Source organism: Rhizobium sp. SRDI969 (genome assembly GCF_025152725.1).
Lineage (GTDB): Bacteria > Pseudomonadota > Alphaproteobacteria > Rhizobiales > Rhizobiaceae > Rhizobium > Rhizobium leguminosarum_I.
Genome location: NZ_CP104035.1, coordinates 2506919 through 2525960 on the forward strand (window position 1 = coordinate 2506919; position 19042 = coordinate 2525960).

General features: G+C 61.2%; 20 protein-coding genes and 4 pseudogenes. 11 read left to right on the forward strand and 13 right to left on the reverse strand.

Annotated features, from left to right (window positions below):
* Positions 1–24 precede the first annotated feature (24 nt).
* Positions 25–642, reverse strand: a complete 618-nt coding sequence (locus N2A41_RS12600) for a TetR/AcrR family transcriptional regulator (RefSeq protein WP_260108907.1) — start codon at positions 640–642, stop codon at positions 25–27.
* A gap of 138 nt (positions 643–780) precedes the next feature.
* On the opposite strand from N2A41_RS12600, the gene N2A41_RS12605 reads away from it, so the two are divergent.
* Positions 781–1812, forward strand: coding sequence for an aldo/keto reductase (locus N2A41_RS12605; RefSeq protein WP_017964800.1), 1032 nt, complete (start codon positions 781–783; stop codon positions 1810–1812).
* Between the two features lie 139 nt (positions 1813–1951).
* Here the strand turns inward: N2A41_RS12605 and N2A41_RS12610 are convergent, their stop codons facing one another.
* Positions 1952–2827, reverse strand: coding sequence for a bifunctional helix-turn-helix transcriptional regulator/GNAT family N-acetyltransferase (locus tag N2A41_RS12610; protein ID WP_222384118.1), 876 nt, complete (start codon positions 2825–2827; stop codon positions 1952–1954).
* A 143-nt stretch (positions 2828–2970) separates the two neighbouring features.
* Between N2A41_RS12610 and N2A41_RS12615 the strand changes: the two are divergent.
* Positions 2971–3781 (forward strand): annotated as a pseudogene (locus N2A41_RS12615) (hypothetical protein).
* On the opposite strand, the gene N2A41_RS12620 reads toward N2A41_RS12615, so the two are convergent.
* On the reverse strand, positions 3763–4614 hold the full coding sequence (locus N2A41_RS12620) for a class I SAM-dependent methyltransferase (RefSeq protein ID WP_222384275.1): 852 nt from the start codon (positions 4612–4614) through the stop codon (positions 3763–3765). The pseudogene N2A41_RS12615 and the gene N2A41_RS12620 sit on opposite strands and share 19 nt — an antisense overlap.
* A 359-nt stretch (positions 4615–4973) precedes the next feature.
* On the opposite strand from N2A41_RS12620, the gene N2A41_RS12625 reads away from it, so the two are divergent.
* On the forward strand, positions 4974–5405 hold the full coding sequence (locus tag N2A41_RS12625; protein WP_170276543.1) for a nuclear transport factor 2 family protein: 432 nt from the start codon (positions 4974–4976) through the stop codon (positions 5403–5405).
* A gap of 107 nt (positions 5406–5512) precedes the next feature.
* Here the strand turns inward: N2A41_RS12625 and N2A41_RS12630 are convergent, their stop codons facing one another.
* Entirely contained in the window at positions 5513–5947 is a 435-nt protein-coding gene (locus N2A41_RS12630) for a MarR family winged helix-turn-helix transcriptional regulator (RefSeq protein ID WP_260108908.1), read from the reverse strand.
* Between the two features lie 123 nt (positions 5948–6070).
* On the opposite strand from N2A41_RS12630, the gene N2A41_RS12635 reads away from it, so the two are divergent.
* Positions 6071–6439, forward strand: a complete 369-nt coding sequence (locus N2A41_RS12635) for a hypothetical protein (RefSeq protein WP_162117380.1) — start codon at positions 6071–6073, stop codon at positions 6437–6439.
* Between the two features lie 17 nt (positions 6440–6456).
* Here the strand turns inward: N2A41_RS12635 and N2A41_RS12640 are convergent, their stop codons facing one another.
* Positions 6457–6924 carry an Lrp/AsnC family transcriptional regulator gene (locus N2A41_RS12640; protein WP_260108909.1) on the reverse strand — a complete coding sequence of 156 codons (468 nt, stop codon included), beginning with the start codon at positions 6922–6924 and terminating at the stop codon, positions 6457–6459.
* Positions 6925–7048: 124 nt separating this feature from the next.
* On the opposite strand from N2A41_RS12640, the gene N2A41_RS12645 reads away from it, so the two are divergent.
* Together N2A41_RS12645 and N2A41_RS12650 are read left to right on the forward strand one after the other, a co-directional pair.
* Complete coding sequence (locus N2A41_RS12645) at positions 7049–8260, forward strand: argininosuccinate synthase (protein WP_260108910.1); 1212 nt, start codon at positions 7049–7051, stop codon at positions 8258–8260.
* Between the two features lie 331 nt (positions 8261–8591).
* Positions 8592–8765 carry a hypothetical protein gene (locus N2A41_RS12650; RefSeq protein WP_003540843.1) on the forward strand — a complete coding sequence of 58 codons (174 nt, stop codon included), beginning with the start codon at positions 8592–8594 and terminating at the stop codon, positions 8763–8765.
* A gap of 89 nt (positions 8766–8854) precedes the next feature.
* Here the strand turns inward: N2A41_RS12650 and N2A41_RS12655 are convergent, their stop codons facing one another.
* A complete protein-coding gene (locus N2A41_RS12655; RefSeq protein ID WP_260108911.1) occupies positions 8855–9445 on the reverse strand; it encodes a TetR/AcrR family transcriptional regulator in 591 nt (196 codons plus the stop codon).
* 132 nt (positions 9446–9577) lie between these two features.
* On the opposite strand from N2A41_RS12655, the gene N2A41_RS12660 reads away from it, so the two are divergent.
* Positions 9578–10408 (forward strand): class I SAM-dependent methyltransferase, encoded by an 831-nt coding sequence (locus tag N2A41_RS12660; protein WP_260108912.1) that lies wholly within the window; start codon positions 9578–9580, stop codon positions 10406–10408.
* A 47-nt stretch (positions 10409–10455) separates the two neighbouring features.
* Here N2A41_RS12660 and N2A41_RS12665 read toward each other — a convergent pair.
* Positions 10456–10832: pseudogene (locus tag N2A41_RS12665) on the reverse strand (VOC family protein); the annotation flags it as partial.
* Here N2A41_RS12665 and N2A41_RS12670 point away from each other — a divergent pair.
* The 3 genes and pseudogenes from N2A41_RS12670 (at position 10831) to N2A41_RS12685 (ending at position 12761) form a co-directional block, all read left to right on the forward strand.
* A complete protein-coding gene (locus tag N2A41_RS12670; protein WP_017964811.1) occupies positions 10831–11052 on the forward strand; it encodes a hypothetical protein in 222 nt (73 codons plus the stop codon). The pseudogene N2A41_RS12665 and the gene N2A41_RS12670 sit on opposite strands and share 2 nt — an antisense overlap.
* Positions 11049–11962 (forward strand): annotated as a pseudogene (gene ubiA, locus N2A41_RS12680) (4-hydroxybenzoate octaprenyltransferase). Before N2A41_RS12670 ends, ubiA begins: the two are co-directional and overlap by 4 nt.
* A 22-nt stretch (positions 11963–11984) precedes the next feature.
* Positions 11985–12761, forward strand: a complete 777-nt coding sequence (locus N2A41_RS12685; protein ID WP_260108913.1) for a phosphodiester glycosidase family protein — start codon at positions 11985–11987, stop codon at positions 12759–12761.
* Positions 12762–12789: 28 nt separating this feature from the next.
* Here N2A41_RS12685 and N2A41_RS12690 read toward each other — a convergent pair whose 3' ends face one another.
* The 4 genes and pseudogenes from N2A41_RS12690 to N2A41_RS12705 all read right to left on the reverse strand — a co-directional run bounded on the left by N2A41_RS12690 (position 12790) and on the right by N2A41_RS12705 (position 16538).
* On the reverse strand, positions 12790–13635 hold the full coding sequence (locus tag N2A41_RS12690; protein ID WP_260108914.1) for an endonuclease/exonuclease/phosphatase family protein: 846 nt from the start codon (positions 13633–13635) through the stop codon (positions 12790–12792).
* Between the two features lie 77 nt (positions 13636–13712).
* Positions 13713–13814, reverse strand: a pseudogene (locus N2A41_RS12695) (demethoxyubiquinone hydroxylase family protein); the annotation flags it as partial.
* A 113-nt stretch (positions 13815–13927) separates the two neighbouring features.
* Positions 13928–14569: a glutathione S-transferase family protein gene (locus N2A41_RS12700; protein WP_260108915.1), complete on the reverse strand. Its 642-nt coding sequence runs from the start codon at positions 14567–14569 to the stop codon at positions 13928–13930.
* 88 nt (positions 14570–14657) lie between these two features.
* The gene (locus tag N2A41_RS12705; protein WP_260108916.1) at positions 14658–16538 is read right to left on the reverse strand and encodes an ABC transporter ATP-binding protein; all 1881 of its coding nucleotides are present in this window, start codon (positions 16536–16538) and stop codon (positions 14658–14660) included.
* A 238-nt stretch (positions 16539–16776) separates the two neighbouring features.
* Here N2A41_RS12705 and N2A41_RS12710 point away from each other — a divergent pair, with 238 nt between their 5' ends.
* On the forward strand, positions 16777–17178 hold the full coding sequence (locus N2A41_RS12710; protein ID WP_020486097.1) for a GFA family protein: 402 nt from the start codon (positions 16777–16779) through the stop codon (positions 17176–17178).
* 64 nt (positions 17179–17242) lie between these two features.
* On the opposite strand, the gene N2A41_RS12715 is transcribed toward N2A41_RS12710, so the two are convergent.
* On the reverse strand, positions 17243–17716 hold the full coding sequence (locus tag N2A41_RS12715; RefSeq protein WP_162117388.1) for a VOC family protein: 474 nt from the start codon (positions 17714–17716) through the stop codon (positions 17243–17245).
* A 271-nt stretch (positions 17717–17987) separates the two neighbouring features.
* Complete coding sequence (locus N2A41_RS12720; protein WP_222384110.1) at positions 17988–18992, reverse strand: carbon-nitrogen hydrolase family protein; 1005 nt, start codon at positions 18990–18992, stop codon at positions 17988–17990.
* Between the last annotated feature and the right edge of the window lie 50 nt (positions 18993–19042).

Here is a 19042-nt window from a genome sequence, read left to right on the forward strand (position 1 = left end):
ACGGCCTGTTTCATCGGCACACCTTCATCGCTGTACAGCGCCGTAGCGCAGCCCGTCGACCAGCAGGGAAACCATACGCCGAGCATGTTCGGACCCTTGGGCGTAGGCGTGCATGCTGAGGCTTGCGGCCGCATTCAAAAGATCCTCGGCGGCGATATCGGTGCGGACCTCACCGGCGGCAGCGGCGGCGTCGAGAAGCGAGCGAAGGGCGGGCTGCAGCCGCTGCTGGAAGTAGGCGGGCAACGCATCGAAGGCTGGGTTGCCGGAATGCAGGGCCGCCGCAAGCCCGCGCTTGGCCGCGATGAAATCCACGAAACGCTGCATCCATCTGGCCAGCGCCTCGCCCGGCGCATGTTCGGCGGCAAGGATGGGCGCAGCGTCAGCGCAGGCATCGATTTCGCGGCGGAAGACGGCGACGACGAGGTCGGAACGCTCGGGAAAATGCCGGTAAACGGTGCCGATTCCGACACCGGCCTTCTCCGCGATCTCACGCACCGGGGCATCGACGCCGGAGGTCGCAAACACGGTCAATGCAGCCTGAAGCAGCCCGTCGAGATTGCGCTTGGCGTCGGCGCGCACGCGCCTGTTCGCCCTTTCCCCGGGCTTCACGCCGTCCTCCTGCTCCTTTCTCTCGTCGCTCATTATTCACTCGCTTGCAAAACGGAACATTGTTCCGTATAAAAACGGAATACGGTTCCGTTTATGCAAATTAACACAGCGCGACGGTGTTGGCCACATCGTTGCGCACGAAGTCCGCCTCCACAATAAAAGGAACAGACCATGCAATACCGCACGCTTGGAAGAACCGGCATCAAGGTCAGCCCCTATTGCCTCGGCGCCATGATGTTTGGCGCTGCCGGCAATCCCGACCACGAGGATTCGATCCGGATCATCCACAAGGCTCTCGATGCCGGCATCAACTTCATCGACACCGCCGATATCTACAGCCGCGGCGAATCCGAGGAGATCGTCGGCAAGGCACTCAAGGGCCGGCGCGACGACGTCGTGCTTGCCACCAAGGCGCATCTGCCGATGGGCGACGACCCAAACCGGCAGGGCAATTCGCGCCGCTGGTTGACGCGGGCGGTCGAGGATTCGCTCCGCCGCCTGCAGACCGACCATATCGATCTCTACCTGATCCACCGGCCGGCACCCGATACCGACATCGAGGAAACACTCTCGGCCCTCACCGACCTGATACGGGCGGGCAAGGTGCGTGCCGTGGGATCGTCGACCTTCCCCGTCTCGGAAATTATCGAGGCGCAATGGGTTTCCGAGCGCCGCGGGCTGGCACGTTTCCGCGCCGAGCAGCCGCCCTATTCGATCCTCAACCGCAGCATCGAACGCGAGGTTCTGCCCGCCTGCGAACGTTACGGAATGGGCGCGATGGTGTGGAGCCCGCTGGCGATGGGCATGCTCACCGGCAAATACCGAAAGGGCGCGCCGCAGCCCGATAGCGCCCGCGCCAAACGCTTCCCCAGGCAGATGAACGACGAGCGTCGGCTGGACGCGGTCGAACGGCTCATCCCGCTCGCCCAGCAGGCAGGGCTCTCGCTGGCGCACATGGCGATGGCCTTCACCATCGCCCATCCGGCCGTCACCTCGGCGATCATCGGCCCGCGCACGATGGAGCACTTCGACGATCTGCTTGCCGGCGCCGGGGTGAGCTTGACGGACGAAATCCTCGACCGGATCGACGCGATCGTCCCGCCCGGCACCGACACCGGCCCGTTGGAGGCGGCCTATAATCCGCCTGCTGTAACGCAGCCGAACCTGCGCCGCCGCCCGATAACGGAGCGCTTCGCCGCCTGACCGGCAGGGAGTGAGGCCCGGTCCTGCAAAGCAGGAGCGATCGATCCAGTGAATCGATCGCAGGGCCGAACGCCCTGAGCCATGCAAAGGACCAGCAGCGGCGCCTTCCCTACTTCGGGCAGCAAAAAGCGACCTTCACTTAAAGGCGCTTTTCAAAGAACGTGTCCGGGTATGGGTCGTCGTTGAAACGGTCGATCTCACTCCAACCCGTTCCGCGATAAAGCTGTGTTGCCTCGGGCAGCGCGCTATTCGTATCCAGGCGCAGGAGCTTGATGGATAGCTCGCGGGCGATGTTCTCGGCGGCCGTCATAAGGCGCGTTGCGAGCCCAAGGCCACGCGCAGACGGGGCGACCCAGAGCCTTTTGATCTCCGCAACCTTGCCACCATTGCCCTTCAGACCGACACAGCCGATCGGCAGGCCATCTGACATGGCCACCAGGAACGCACCGCGCGGGCGGACCATATCTTTGGCGTCGGGATCGCGAGAAAGCGATACATCGAAACCCTTCTCGAAGCGGCGTGCGAGTTCGCCGTAGTATTCGCGCAGACAATAGCTGGCGTCTTCGTGCCGCGGGTCTTTCTCCTCGAGCACGATCTGCTCACGCCTCAGCGAAGAAGCGACGATATCCATGGCGCGCAGCAGTTCGTCCGGGCGGCGATGGCGCGCCAGAAACAATTTCGCCTGCGCATCGGAAAGCTCCTCATAGGCCTGAAACTCGCAATGGCCGGTTTCGGTCAATCGGGCAACGCGGCGGCGCGCGTCCTGAGGGTTCGGTAGCGTCTCGATGAGACCTTCCTCTTCCAGACTGCGCAGCAGACGGCTCATCAAGCCGGAGTCGAGACCGAGATAATCGCGGATCACCGCAACATCCGTTTGTCCCCGGCCGATCGAATTGAGGACACGGGCAGCGCCCAGCGGACGGCCGCGTCCGAGGAAAGACGTATCGAGAGCGCCGACTTCGGAGGTGACGGCACGGTTGAAGCGTCGGACACGAGAGACAGGATCGTAGGTCATATTGTCTGACTTTAGTCAGATAATTGATCCTGTCAATTCAAAGCACTCCAGGGGACGCGCAAATGAGCCGCGTACCCCGCCATCCTCCTTGCGCGCCACCATCGCCTCGCCTATGGGAACGACAACGTCCGCAAGGCCTTCCCGTGTTCCGTTTTACCCTTCACCTCCTGATCGCCCTCATTCTGACGCTGCTGACGCAGATCGGCGGCATCGCCTATGTCGTGGCGCTGGCCGCCTCCCACGCCTGGGGCTTGCGGCGGTTTCTGGCAAAGCTTGCGATCTTCCTGCTTTGTTATGCCAGCGCCACTATTGCGGCGAGCTTCGCCGCGCCGATCTTCGGGCGAGTTCCCCTTTCCTGCATCGCCGGCGCGACGGACCGTCTCGTGGTCCGCTCCCCGATCTATTGCCTGCTGAACCGCAACTACGTCACCCCAGAAGTGCACGATCTGGCAAAGGCGCTTGCCGTCCACATGGACAGGGAATTCCCCGGAACCGTCACCGTCGCGCTGGATGCGAATTTCCCCTTCGTGAACGGCTTTCCGCTGCTCCCTCATCTGTCGCATGCGGATGGGAAGAAGCTCGACTTCGCCTACTATTACAAGGATGTGGACGGTGCCTTCCTGAATGGCGCCACCCGCTCCCCCATCGGCTATTTCGCCTTTGAGCAACCCGCCCGCGGCGACGAACTGCCATGCGAAGGGCGCAACGACGCTCACCACCCGCTGGAACTTCGATGCGCTGCAGCCTCTGTTTCCGGCCTATCGGATCGAGGAGCAGCGCACATCGGCGGCGATCGGCTGGTTGGCAAACGAAGGTGTGACGCGCTTCGGCCTGCAGAAGATCTTCATCGAGCCGCATCTGAAGAACGCGCTCGGCATCACCGACAGCCATATCCGCTTTCAAGGCTGCCGCGCCGCCCGCCACGACGACCATATTCATATCCAGGTCGAGTAATGGTCTGCCTCTAAGGAGCGTCGCCGTGCGATATAGATCGCCGTCGTCATGTTGCGTTCGACGCGTCCGCTGAAACGAGATGCGGCAATGGCTTCCAGGGCATCGAGCAGCGCGACGCGCTCGGACGGCGGCAGTATGGTCACGTTGGAATAGGTTGCGTAGAGCCGGCGGACGGCTGCCGGATCGAGCGTCAGCGTCCACGAGAGAAATTGCGGCTCGTCGGCAATGAAGCCGGTGGCGGCCAGTTCCCTAACACGCGCGTTAGCGTCCAGCCCGTGAGGCAGTCGCTCCGCATCGCCGCTCGACAGGCTCGACGGATGACTCGCGAACAGATGCACCGTTTCGTCGTGGAAGGCATCCGGCCGGCCCGCATCGCCGAAGACGTTCCACCACAGGGCGACGGCTCCGCCCGGCCGAAGCAGACCATGGATCTTCTCTAGCGAAGCTGTCGGGTCAAGCCAGTGAAACATCGTCGCGGCAGCGACCAGATCGAAGGAGGCCGGCTTGAGATCGACGGCCTCGAAGGCAGCCTCCACGATATCAAGACAGGGATTGTCGATCGAGACGCGAAGGTAATCCGCAAGCCGGCCATCGGGCTCGACGGCAACGAGGCTGCGCGGCCGGTGACCGAGCAGCGCCATCGTCGCCAGCCCCGAACCGGCGCCGATCTCCAATATATCGATGCCGGCCCTGAGACCGGCGCGCTCGCGCAGGGCCGTCCAGGTCGCTTGCGGATAAGCCGGTCGCGCGCGGTGATAATTGGCAGGATCATCGCCAAACGCTTCGCGGCCAAACAGCTGGTCAAGCTTTATCCTTTTCATCGTGGACTCCATTCGGCCGAGGCGCTGTGGCACCCGGCATCTCAAGAATGACCGATTTCGGCAAGGAGCCAATCACGAAATGCCTTGAGCTCGCGTTGGTGGATCGCGCGCGGCGGCGACCAGCATCGTGCGCATCAACACCACGCTTTCCCCCGCACTGCGGATTCGAGGCGAAGCTAGCAGAGTCGAAGGTCAGGCCGCTCTTCGGATCGACAGCCCTGACAGCCTGTGCCGGCTAATGCATCTCGCCCAAAGTGTGCGGCGGTTTTGGGATCGCGATATGCTCTTTGAACTCTTAGCTGGCATTGGCAATTGCAAGACGCACAAGCATACTGCTACCCGGGATGCCCCATTGAAAGTGAGGGTGATCGATGGAGACTGCGGTCAGGAACCTGTTCGCGCGATATCAGCGGTTCTTCAATCGCGCGCTGAATGGTGATGTGGACTTGGATGCGAACGCGTCGTTCTACGCTTCCGCGTTCATCGCAGCCTCGCCCGCCGGGGTCATGGCCGGAAAAAACGACGATCAACTCGGACGGCTCATGGAGCAGGGCTATGAGCGGTATCGAGCGACAGGAACGAAAGAGATGCGGATACGCGATCTCAGGCTCTCCCCGATCGATGAGTGTCATTGCGTGGCTCACGTTGCCTGGACGGGGATCTACGCTCGACGGGATGCGCCGGATATCTCGATAGATTTCGATGTCCATTATCTCGTTCAAAAGCTGAATGGAGAGCCGAAGATATTTGGTTGGGTTTCTGGCGACGAGCAAGCGCTCTTGAAAGAATACGGAATCGTCTGACACAGCGCGTCCGCAATCGCGCAAAAACAAAAAGTTAGACCACCTCCGTGCCACGGAGAAACCAGGAATGATCTAGCCTCCGCGACGACGATACGATCCCTCGCCCGTCAGTGCCCGCCTTCGGTCTTGGCAAGCAGCCTGGCCAGTTCTTCGAGCTCTCCGGCCGAAAGGTGCCGGAGTTCCACCGGCGGGCGATAATGCTCCGCCAAAAGCTCATCCTTGGTGGCTGCGCCCTTGCCGGTCAGTTGTACCAGCTTGACGCGGCGGTCGTGTTCCGGCGTCACGCGTTCGGCAAGGCCCGCTCGCTCCAGCCGATCGACCAGCCACGTCGCAGTCGAGGCGTCGCACCCCCATTGACGGGCGAGCGCGCTGATCGGCTCCCCCTCGTCGTGCAAGGTGAACAGAGCCCTGGAATCGTTTGGCGTCAGCCCCCTCGCCTGAAGGCTTTCCAGCCGCTGTGGCGCCGATTTCATCAAGAGATCGAACATCATCCGCCACGCCGAGGCGGCGGCTTTGGCATGGCGGTTGGAGGCAGAAGGCATCAAATATCCTCGCAACACACTTGAAAAATAGTTTTATTACTCAAATTATCGTATCGATCAAACCTTATTGGCGATTTCCCCCGGAAGGCCCATTGGGCGTCCACCTTGCCAAGGAGCCATGCCATGCGTTCAGCCGTCGCGATCCTCTTCCTGATCGAAACCTGTCTTTATGCCATTGCCTCGCTCACCCATGCCGGGTTCGTCCTCGAAGGCCACGAACACCGGCAGGCGATGATTGCCGAAGCGCTGATAGCAGCTGCCCTCCTTCTCGGCCTGATCTCGCTCGGCCTTGACCGATCGTGGAGCCGAACGGCTGCGATCTCGGCCCAGTCCTTCGCCCTCCTCGGCACTCTCATCGGCGCCTTCACCATCGCCGTCGGCGTCGGCCCGCAAACCACGCTCGATTACATCACCCATGCCGTGATGATCCTGCTCCTCGTCACTGGCCTCGTCTGGCTGGCAAGGAGCCGGAGCGCCTCTTCTCTCGGATAGGGATCGGGCCACGACGCCTATCTCAACGGCAGTTCGAAGCTTCGCTTCAGCGTTTCCATCGGCACGTCGGTCTTGACGCTGAGGATGCTCGGAATGCGCATCAGGTGATCGGCCTGAAAACGCCAATAGCTATGCAGATCGGCGGTGACGATCCGAAGCACAGCGTCGCATTCCCCTGTCGTCAGGTAGCATTCCATTACCTCGGGAAACCGCCTGACGGCTTCGGCGAAGCGGAGTGTGACCTCGGCATCCTGGGTCTTAAACCAGACGCGGGCAAAAACCGTCAGCCCCACCCCGACCTTTGCAGGGTCCAGCACGGCGACGTAGCGATCGATGATCCCAGCCTCTTCCAGCAGCCGGACGCGACGCAGGCACGGTGACGGCGACAGGCCTACCTCCTTCGCCAGATCGACGTTCGAAATACGCCCGTCACGCTGAAGCACGCGCAGGATATGGCGGTCGATCGGGTCCAGGATGACTGGCATTTCATAGCTCCGATTCAAACTGTAGTGGTATGATATGCTAAACTTTTGCAATTTCCCGGATGTTTCGCAAGCTCATTGCGCAGGACTTGGCCTATCGTACCAGCATCGAGATGGAGATGGGTTGATGACCAAGATAGAGAAAATTGTGCTTTCTTATTCGGGCGGACTGGATACCTCGATCATCCTCAAATGGTTCCAGGAGACCTACGGATGCGAGGTGGTGACTTTCACCGCCGATCTCGGCCAGGGCGAGGAGCTCGAGCCGGCGCAAGCCAAGGCGGAGATGGCGGGGGTCAGGGACATCCGCATCGTCGATCTGCGCGAGGAATTCGTCAGCGACTTCGTCTTTCCGATGCTGCGGGCGAACGCGCTCTATGAGGGGCAGTACCTGCTGGGCAGTTCTATCGCACGGCCGCTGATTGCCAAGCACCTGGTCGGCATAGCCCGGGAAGTCGGCGCGGATGCCATTGCCCACGGTGCGACAGGCAAGGGCAATGATCAGCTCCGTTTTGAGCTGGCCGTCAATGCGCTTGACCCATCGATTAAGGTCATTGCTCCCTGGCGCCAATGGAACATCCGCTCCCGCATGCAGCTTCTGGAATATGCCGAGAAGCATCGGATCCCGGTGCCGAGCGATAAGCGCGGCGAGGCGCCGTTCTCGATCGACGCCAACCTGCTGCACACCTCGACCGAAGGCAAGAGTCTCGAAAATCCGGCGGAAGTCGCGCCCGATCATATCTATCAGCGCACGGTCGATCCCGTCGACGCGCCCGATGCCCCCGAGATCATCACCATCGGTTTCGAGAGGGGTGATCCAGTTTCGGTGAACGGCAAGGCCATGACGCCGGCTGCATTGCTGACCGAGCTCAATGGACTGGGCGGCCGGCATGGTGTCGGGCGGCTCGATCTCGTTGAAAACCGCTTCATCGGCATGAAGTCGAGGGGAATTTACGAAACGCCGGGAGGGACAATCCTGCTCACGGCCCATCGCGGCATTGAATCGATCACGCTCGATCGCGCCGCCGCCCATCTGAAGGACGAGATCATGCCCCGCTACGCCGAGCTGATCTACAACGGCTTCTGGTTCGCTCCCGAGCGCGAAATGCTGCAAGCCCTGATCGACCACAGCCAGGCTTTCGTCAGCGGCGAAGTGACGCTCAGGCTCTACAAGGGAAGCGCCTCGGTCATCTCCCGCGTCTCCCCCTGCTCACTCTACTCCGCCGACCTCGTCACCTTTGAAGAAAGCGCCGTGGCCTTCGATCATCACGACGCCGAAGGTTTCATCAGGCTCAACGGATTACGGCTCAGGAGCTGGGCCGCCCGCAACGGCAGATGACGGCCCGATCTTACGTCAGCCGGCGCACTTAACGCTCACGACACTCCAAACGCCTTTCCCCGGCAACTTCGACCGCGGAAACCGACGAAACGAGCCCGTTCGGATCTTGAGGGATAGGTCAATGCCACATTGACGGCATATTCCCTCGCGGCTGTCCGAAGCGGTCAAGGCATCCATGGAGATGCCCCGGATCCAATTTCAAACGATTTTAAAATAGCCGCTCCGAAAGCTAATCGATTTTAATTTTATCGTTAAATTTTTCTTGTTGCAGCGCAAAAGAATTTAGACATTAATTTCTGCGGATGCTCAGTTTATTCGTTGGAGAACTCGCATGACTGTGACATTTCCGCTAACCGAGAAGCGCGACGCCGAGACATTGCTGAAACACCTGACGTCGCACAATCTCAGCGTTCCGGGAAACTGCGTCGTGTCGCTCAAGGCGCACGTTGCCCAGGTCTCATCTTCTCATACGACCGCACTCGGCACCGCCCGTACCGCCTGGTAGGAATTGAACGTCCCGGCATCGCCGTCCACAATAGGATCCAAGTGATCCTGGCTGGATCGCCTATGCGAGATGGATAAAGCCGGCGCGTGTTATCTCGCGGCAGGCAGCCCCATGCCCACGAGCTTCAGGATATCCTCGACCTTGGCGTCGGGGTCGGCACCGGGTTCGACCTGACCGTCGATCATCAGCAAGGCAAGGCCATGCGTCAGCGACCAGAGAAAGAGCGCGGCGTTCGGCACGTCTCCGGGTGTCAGCCGCTTTTCGAGGTCGTCCTTCATCTGCCGATAGACCTCCATCCGCAGGGCGCGTATCGCCTCGTTTCCTTTGGAATAGGCCTGAAAGCCCTCCCCGAACATCAGCCGGTAGAGACCGGGATTGGCACGAGCGAAGGCGACATAGGCGATGCCGCCGGCGAGCAGATGACGCCGAGGACCGGCTAGCGCCGCATCGATGCCTTCGCTCAGCTCGGCAAACCCTTGTTCGGCGAGTGCCGCCGCGATGGCGTCCAAGCTGTTGAAATAATGGTATGCCGCCGGAGCCGAGACGCCGGCGCGGCGGCCGATCTCACGCATGCTCAGCGCCGCCGGGCCTCGCTCCTCCAGCAGCGCCCTCGCCACGGACAGCAGTGTGGGGCGCAAATTGCCATGATGATAGCGGGGCGGTCCGTCGTATGTGGCCATGTCTCGATCTAATCTTTACAGTGTTAAAATCATGCTCTAGTCTTCCCGTAGTGACAAGGTATCCGCCGCGGTTCGGGTGCCGGCAAGCTTCCCGCCGGCGCCAGCAGCAGATTTACAGAGAAAGAGGCCTTCATGCGAGCATCCGAACCAAGCCGCACCGCGATGGGTGCGGCAGCCTATCGAGCAGCACATCAGAGCGCGGATGGCGGCGCCATCTTCTTGGACCCCTATGCCCGCCGCATCCTCGGCGAGGGGGGCTGCGCCGAGGCAGATTTGAAAGCCCAGGACCCCGCCACGCGATCCTTTCGCCTGTTCATGGCGGCGCGAAGCCGATATGCCGAAGACTGCCTTGGCCTCTCCGTCGCAAAGGGCGTCAGGCAAGCCGTCGTCCTCGGCGCCGGGCTCGACACCTTTGCATTGCGCAATCCCCATAACGGCCTGAAAGTCTTCGAAGTCGATCATCCCGCCACGCAGAGCTGGAAGCAGATGCGGCTCAGCGAGATCGGACTGACGCAAAGCCTGCCGACATTCGTTCCTGTCGATTTCGAACATGAGGATTTGAAAACGCGTCTCGTCGATTCCGGCTTCGAGCCCGAGGCACCGTCCTTCTTCATCTGGCTTGGCGTCGTGCCATATCTCACGGAGGCGTCGGTCTTTGCCTTGCTACGCTTCGTCGCCGGCCTGCCGAGCGCATCCATCGTCTTCGACTACAGCGAACCCCTCGAAAACTATTCGCCCGAACGCCGCGCCCGCGCCGCGGAAATGGGCGCGCGCACAGCCGCAGCCGGCGAGCCGTGGCTGACGCACTTCGATCCCGAGGATCTTGCGAACCGATTGCTGAGCCTGGGCTTTACATCCCTGGCAGATATCGGCCCGACCGAAATGGCAAGACGCTTCTTCGGCCTGCCCCGGGATGCGCCGGACCGCGGCGCCGGTCCCCACGTCATATTCGCCGGCACATAGGAAAATCCCCGAGACGTCGAGTTGCGGCAATCGAGCTGACCTCCGCTATTGTAGACGATAGCAATCTTGTTTCCGGTGGGGTCGCGCACGTAGGCGGAATACCAGTTCGGCCCGTAGTGCGGACGTAAACCAGGTGCGCCCTCGTCCGTTCCGCCGTTCGTCATGGCAGCATCGTAAAACGCATCCACCTCGGCGCGGGACTTGGCCATGAATGCGACCATCGAGCCATTTCCGGCGCTCGCCGGTTCCCGTTGAACGGTTCGCAAACCCATAGAACGAAACCGTCACCCTTCCCGCCTTCGGAATAGGCGCTCCATCCGGGAAATTCCCGATGTTTGCTCCAACCGATCGTTGCCAGGGTCGCATCATAAAAACCATTCGATTTGACGGAATCGAGTGCACCGACGGTTGCGTAGACGCTCATGATCTTCCCTTCTGCTGCTCCAAGATCGGAAGAATTCATACCGCAAGCATGCGAACGCAACAAGAACAGCTGGCCGCATTTTCCGCAGAAGGTCAGCGACCAATCGCAACGGACGGTTATTGCCGTGTCTGCAAAAATTCCTATTCTGGGCAGCGCCGCTGGCGACAAAAACCTGAGGCTTCATGGCTATTTGCGACAGGAAATTTGGATCACATCATGACGACTCTGAGCCGCCCGATCTCAGCGATATCCACCGTGGCGACTGGGTGGATCGCCGGCTGCCCATCGCATGGCGGCCATATGCGCGGTTGGCGCGGCTGGATCGCCCGGTCGGAATATGGCTGACGCTCTTCCCGTGCTGGGCCGCCCTTATCCAGGCATCACACGGTCACCCGGATCTCAGGCAATTGGCAATCTTCTCTCTCGGCGCTCTTCTGATGAGAAGCGCTGGGTCACGGTCAACGACATCGCCGATCGGAAGTTTGACGGCCATGTCGAGCGGACTCGCTTTCGACCTCTGGCAAGTGGAGAGATCGTCACGCGACAGGCCTTTATCTTCCTGACCGTTGAACTCGCACTGGCGGCTTCGCTTCTGTTTTTCCTGACGCCCCACACGCGCCTCATCGCGATATGTGTCCTGCCGCTTGTCTTCGTCTATCCACTCTGCAAGCGTTTCACCCACTGGCCCCAGGCCGTCCTGGGCGCGGCGTTCAATTGGGGGATGCTGATGGCATGGGCCGAGGCTGCCGGACATATCCCGGTTGGCGCCGTGCTGATGTGGGCCGGGGCCATCGCCTGGCAGATCGGCTATGATACGATCTATGCCTATGTCGATCTGAAGGACGAGGCCCGCCTTGGCCTGAAATCGACGGCAATCCTGTTCGGCCGGCACGGCCAGTCCTTGATCGGCCTGTTTTATGCCCTGGCGGTCGGCGCGTGGTCACTCGGGGGGCTGGCTGTTGGAAATGTCGCCGCCTTATGCGATCGGAATGCTGGTAATCGCCGTCCACCTCGCCTGGCAGACCCGGCGGATCGATCTTGCCCGTCCGGAGGTGAATTATCGCCTGTTCCTGGCGAATATCTTGACCGGGGTATTGCTCGCCTGCACGGCCTTGCCAGGCACATGGTAAGCAACTCGATGACGTGGCACAGATGACCTATCTCAAACATCCCGTGCTCGCGGCGGCCATAACGCTTGCAGCAATGATGACATCCCTGCATCAGGCGCATGCCGAACAATGCGAGCAGGAAAGCTTCGAAGGGGCAAAATACGTCGTCTGCACACTGGAACCGGGCAAAGCCGACCTGCGATTGTTCTGGAAGAATGCCGATGGCGCGCCATACCGCGCTTTTTCAAGCCTAGCCGAGGCCGTTCGTGCCGAGGGCCGAACCCTAGCCCTGGCCGTCAACGCCGGGATGTACCGGGCCGATTTTTCGCCGATGGGACTTTATGTCGAGAACGGCAGGGAATTGCAGCCCGCCAATACGACAAAGGCCGAAAGCTCCGCCGGTCAGATGCCGAATTTCTACAAGAAGCCGAACGGCGTGTTCTTTCTGGGTGAGGCAGGTGCCGGGATACTCCCGAGCGATGAATTTCTGAAGCGTCGGCCCAAGGTGCGGTTCGCCACGCAATCCGGCCCGATGCTTGTCATCGCCAACAAGCTGAACCCGATCTTCATCGTCGGCTCGACGGAGCGAACCCGCCGCAGCGGTGTCGGCGTCTGCGAGCATGGCACGGTTCGTTTCGCGATCAGCGAAGACGGGGTGAATTTCCACGATTTCGCACGGCTCTTCCGCGACCATCTGAAATGCCCGGATGCCTTGTTTCTCGATGGCGGACGCGGTGTCGGATTTTACAATCCCGAGATGGGCCGCAACGACCGGTCTTGGCACGGCGGCTACGGCCCCATCTTCGGGCTTGTCGAGTAGCGCACCGGGGCAGGTGCCCACGATCTCGTCAGCCGGCCTTTGCATTTGACCGGACGTCGAGATCGACCATGACCCCGTAGTGATCGCTTGGCCATATTCCATCCACCGGCCGATCGAGGACGCATTCGGCCGACTGGATCTCTGCCCGACCCTTAGGATGCGCATCCCACGATCCGACCAGCACGTAGTCAAATCGTCGATGATAGTTTCTCTGTCCGATGATCCGTTCGGCGCCAGCCATGGCATTCGGGTTGACGCCGGTCCAGGTCTTGCCGGTCCCGATACCGGCTATTTCCCAGGCATCGTAATAGCAGACGCTTCTTCCCTCGAGTGACTGTCGCCCGGTCAGGAACCGTATAGATGCGGCATCCGGTTCTGCATTGAGGTCGCCGGCAATCAAGGTCGGCAGGACTTGCCGATGCCTAGCGTCGAGATCGCTGATCGCAACTGCATGACGCTCGCGCGCGACCTCGGCAGCCGGGCGCCAGGCCGCAGTCGTCGCAATGAAGAGCAGGCTACCAACATCCCCAAGATTCACGACAGCGGCAAGGGTCGCCCAGGGCACATCAGGCGCCTGTGGCATTCTTGGATCGAGCACCTCGACAACCCTATGCGGCCAGCGGGTCGCGATCGCCGTGCCGCCATATCTGTCGGAATAAGGCGGCTGGAAAGCCTGCACGTCCTGTTGGTGCGTGATGTGCATCTCGAGCCCGTCGACGATGGTATCGAGGCTCGCCTTCTCGCGCGTTTGAATGACCTCCTGCAATGCCAGAAGATCGGGCTTCAGACGGCGAAGCTCCTGATTGATAATCCGATGCCGCCGGCTGTCGCCCTCGACATTCCAGACATTGAACGTGATCACCCGCACGTGCATGGCTTTGGACCTGCTCACTTGGATGCGAGTCAAAGCAGCGGAGGGCGCATATGTTCCCTCCACTGCATAATTCTTGAGATCCTGATAGCGCCGAACTCGCCCGCATGGTCGACCTTCAGAATGCGACGGATGGTGACATCGGGGTCGCGCCTGCCCGACCTGCTCGACGAATTGATCATGACTACCCTGCCCCGGTTCCCTTGCGGGCAAGGGGCAGGACGGCCGCCGTGGCCGTCAAGGGGTGCGGCGACGGAGAAGGTCCCGGTCTCCTACGCTTTGGGCGCCGGCCTGCTCAGTCTGCCGCGGCAAAATGGGCGATCTGGTCGGCATGCGCCTTTGCGAAAGATGGGCGGGCCGTGGCGCGCGCGACATAATCACGGCAGGCGGGATATTCCGCCAACCCGTCGAACCGGTTGATGAGCCGCAGCACATCGGCCATGAGGATATCGGCGACGGAGAAGGTGCCCGCCAGCCATTCGCGCCCTGCCAGGACCGGCTCCATGTGCTTCAGCCGGTGGTCCTTGAGAAACGAGTCCATGAGCCCATATGCCGGCGCATCACCCGTGATGCCGGAGAAGATCAGTATCGACCAGGGCAGGCTTGCCGCCTCGACGGAATTCAGCGCCGCAAACAGCCATTCCAAAACTTCGGCGCGACCGCGCGGATCGGCGGGCATCAGCGCGTCGCTGCGATTGCCGAGATGGAGCAGGATGGCGCCGCTCTCGAAAATCGAGATGTCGCCATCGGTCAGCCACGGCACCTGGCCGAAGGGCTGGTGCGCGAAATGCTCGGGCTTGCGGTCGCGAAACGGTACGCTCTCGACACGATAAGGCAGGCCGCTCTCTTCCAGCGCCCAACGCACACGCAGGTCACGCACATAACCCCTGGGAGGCTCGGGGACCCAGTCGAAGGTGGTGAGGGTAAGGTCGCCCATCCGGCATCTCCATTTTTTGTTTCACGGAAAAAGGACGGACGAACGACCCGCGTTCCGACATCACCGACACATTCTTTCAGTCAGGTGGTCAGGTCGCCGGCGAGGCCGGCAAGGGCTCATCGATATCTTCCGGAATGAAACCGCCGGTCTGGCGTTTCCACAGGCGCGCGAACAAACCGTCGCGTTCGACCAGCTCGTCCGGCCTGCCCTCTTCCACGATGCGCCCGCGATCGAGCACGACGATCCGGTCCATCCTGGCGATGGTCGACAGGCGATGTGCAATGGCGATCACCGTCTTTCCCTCCATGACGAGGTTCAGCCTTTCCTGGATGGCGGCTTCGGATTCGCTGTCGAGGGCGGAGGTCGCTTCGTCGAGCACCAGGATCGGCGCGTCCTTCAGGAGAACGCGGGCGATAGCCACGCGCTGGCGCTGGCCGCCGGAGAGCTTGATGCCGCGGTCGCCGACGAAGGCGTCGTAGCCCCTGCGGCCTTCCCCGTCGGAAAGATCGGCGATGAAGACATCGGCGCTTGCCATCTTCGCCACCGCTTCGATCTCGTCCTTCGTCGCTTCCGGCCGGCCGTAGCGGATATTATCGCCGACCGAACGGTGCAGCAGCGCGACGTCCTGCGCGATGACCCCAATGGCGCGGCGAAGGCTTGCCTGCGTGATCTCGCGGATGTCCTGCCTATCGATCAGGACCGCACCATCCTCTATGTCGTAAAAACGCAGCAGCAGGCTCACCAGCGTTGTCTTGCCGGCACCCGAGAGGCCGACGAGCCCCACCTTTTCGCCGGGCCGAACCGTCAGCGACAGGTCATCGATGACAGGCTTGCCCGACTTGTAGGCGAAGCGGAGGTTCTCGAAACGGATCTCCCCGCGGCTGACCGTCAGTTCAGTCGCATCCGGCCGGTCGGTGATGGTAGGCGGCGTTGTCATGACCGGCATCGCATCCTTGATCGTCCCGAGCGCGCGGAAGACCTGCTGTCCCATCTGCAGGAATGTGAAGGACCCTGCCGAGAGGCGTTGAAGGATGTAAACCGTTGCGGCGAAATCGCCCACGGTCAGGAATCGGTCAAACAGCCCCCAGAAGCTAATGCCGAGCATGACGAGCCAGAGCACCATGTTGAGGCTGATGACGACGAGTTCGGTTGTCCGGTAGATCCGCTGCTCGTGATGAAGCGTATCGACCCCTGCGGACATGATCTTTCTCAGCGCACCCGCCTCGCTATCTTCTGCGGCGAACTGCTTGACCATCTGGATGTTGCCGTAGATGTCCGTCAGGGCACCGGAGATGAGGCTGTTCTGCTTTGCCGAGCGGCGGGCACGCTCGGTGAAATCAGGAACGACCTTGATCGTAAAGAGCACGTTGAAAGCAACCCAGACGATGACCGGCAGCGCAAGCTGCCAGGAGAGCGCGAGCAGAAGAACAATGGAGCCGATGATCTGAAGCAGGAAGCGGGGTGCCGTCTGGAACGCGATCAGGATCTGTTGCTGAACGGCACTGGCGACCTGGCCGAGCCGGGATGCGACCTGGCCGGCGAAAAGATCATGGAAGAAGGCGAGGTCCTGCCGCTCGACCGCCTTGTGCCCCTGCCATTGAATCGCAACGGGCAGGCTGATGCCGATCGTATGCGAGTTGAGAATATTGGTGATGTAGAAAAGAACCGGCATCACGGGAAAAAGCAGAAAGGCGAGGACTGCCAGCAGCCGGAATTTACTGTCGACGAAGAGCTCCACGCCTTGTGTCGTCACTCCGTCGACAATCACCGAAAGACCCCAGATGATCGTAAGGTTGATGACTTCGATGGCCATCGAGGTCAGCGCCATGGTAATGATGACGCCCCGAAACATCGCGATGAAGTGCAAAAGAACCGCGACAGGTCCCTTGGTGGGCATCGGCCGGTAGGGGATGTCGAGCGGCCGGATCAAGGTTTCGAAGGGACGGTAAATCGCATCTGAAATCGACATGGGCCACTCGGATCAAAATCGGGAGGAGGCGCGGACTCAGCTACGCTGGGTCGCAGAAAACCATCTTCACGCCGCAATCTCAATTAGAAATTTCAAAAAGCCTTACAAGCCTGACGTATCGCGAACGCCGGTTAGGAAGCCAGAGACGCAAGCGGAGCCGGAAAGCGCCAATTGCGGTCATCGCGCGAGTGGGGCAGGATGCCGGACTTGAAGGGGGAACAGGATTGAATCGACGCTCATGCTGACGGGCTCATGTCATTGCGGCAAGGCAAGCTGGACACTCGAAGGTGATCCGGGCTCGATCACCGCCTGCAACTGCACGCTTTGCCGCCGCTACGGCACGCTGTGGGCTTATGACTACGAAGGAGAGCGCATCGCACTCGCCGGTGAGACCGCCTCTTACACCCGCGCCGACAAAGGCGAACCGTCTCTCGAAATCTTGTTCTGCCCATCCTGCGCCTGTGTCTTGAGCTGGCGCGGCCTGCGGCTTGGAAAGGATGGCCGCCGGCGCATCGCCGTCAACATGCGGCTTGCGCCGCCGGATCTCGTTCAGGACCTGCCTATCGATCATTTCGACGGCCTGGACACGTTTGAAGACCTTCCATCCAAGGGGCGCTGCGTGCGCGATCTCTGGTTCTGAGCCGATTGCGAGTATCGACACGCGGCCGGACCCCGCCAGATGCGAGACCCTGCGCAAGGCCACCTTAGCCGCGCCGGGCCGCCTCGATCGCCGCAATGTCGATCTTCCTCATGGTCATCATCGCGTCAAAAGCACGCTTTGCCTGGCCACCGCCTGCCGAAAGGGCTTCTGAGAGCACGCGCGGCGTAATCTGCCAGGACACGCCCCACTTATCCTTGCACCAGCCGCACTCACTTTCCTGACCGCCATTGCCGACGATCGCGTTCCAATAGCGGTCGGTTTCTTCCTGAGTGTCCGTTGCGATCTGAAAGGAGAAGGCTTCGTTGTGTTTGATCGCGGGACCGCCGTTCAGGCCGATGCAGGGAATACCCGCAACGGTGAATTCAACAACCAGGACGTCTCCCTGCTTGCCCTCAGGATAATCTCCCGGTGCACGAATGACAGCACGCACGGCGCTGTCGGGAAAAGTCGAGGCATAGAAGCGGGCGGCGGCCTCAGCGTCTTTGTCGTACCATACGCAGATCGTGTTCTTTGCCATTGCGCGGTCCTTTCGCACTTCGTTTCGCATTTCCCGGTGAAATAAGAAGCAAACCGTCTTTCTCCAGCCCATGGAAGCGATTTCACGCGGACGATTGCGCGGCACTGCTAAATGAGGTCCCGGGGGTGACCGTTGCCACCGTTCAGGTTCAATGCGTGGACTTCGGGACAAGCGGATATGAGGCGATTGCGGAACCGCTGGTAGGATTCCGCAAGTGCATATAGCATCGGCTACATTCAATTTGCCGGAATTCCGCCGACGCGACGCGGCTCTAAAACCTATCCCGCCCGTCGCTACGCGGATCGCCGGCCACGCGATGCGGCTCATAGAGGCCGCTCAGCGCTTTGCGCCGCCACGGCCGGGCAATATCGCCGTGATTGTCGTCGATATCGGCGAGCGATATCGCCGCCGTTCCATCCGCAGGGCATTGCGCGGCCCACCGGCCACCGGGAGCGACAATCCCGGAAGACACCGGATCGGCTAAGCCGGGATGTGCCAGTATGGAGAAACTCACCCAGTACCTGTTGCTCGCCGCATACCCCTGCACTTCGGCGACGAAGGAGGTATCGTTGGCCGGCGTCCCCCCGGTGGACGAAAACAGCACGCAATGAACATCGAGCCGCTCGTATTCGGTGAAAATTTGAGGAAAGTTGCACTCCATGCCAAGCGCACAGCCGAAACGGATGCCGTCGACCTCGAAGGTCACGGGGATCGAACCCGGCGTGTACATGAAGGAGATCTTGGTGTTCGACAGCAGGCGCTCATCGTAACGCGTCACCAGTTCGCCGCGGTCGGAGACGACATACAGGCTGTTGTGCGGCCGGTGCGGCGCCGTCAGCGGATGCACCGAGCCGATGATCGTCCAGAGGCCGAGTTCGCGCGCCAGCTTGCGCGTTGCATCCAGCTCCTCACGCAACACGGCCCATTCGAACCGCCGCCAATCGGAGGGCCCGATCTCCCTCGGCCCGATTTCCGACATGATGCGCTTGTTCGGCGATGATGTCGTCCCTTCGGGAAAGTGGATGAGCCGTGCCCCCGCCTCTCGCGCCCGCCGCATCAGCAGGCGCATCTCCTGTCCGCTCTGGCGAAGCTTGTCGGCATCGCGTGGATCGTCTGCATGGGTGGTCTGGGCCACGGCGAGACGCAAGCGTCTTGCCTCAGGCAGTGCATCGTTCGCCGACCTGGGAAGAACATGCATGCGGGCGGCAGTGTAGGATTCACCCGTCTTGGCGGCGCGCGCACGCACCCGCCGTTTGAAATTTCCATTCTCAGTCATATCAGGGCCTCTCACGTTCCGGACATCGCTCCCCAGCAACAGGCCCGAAA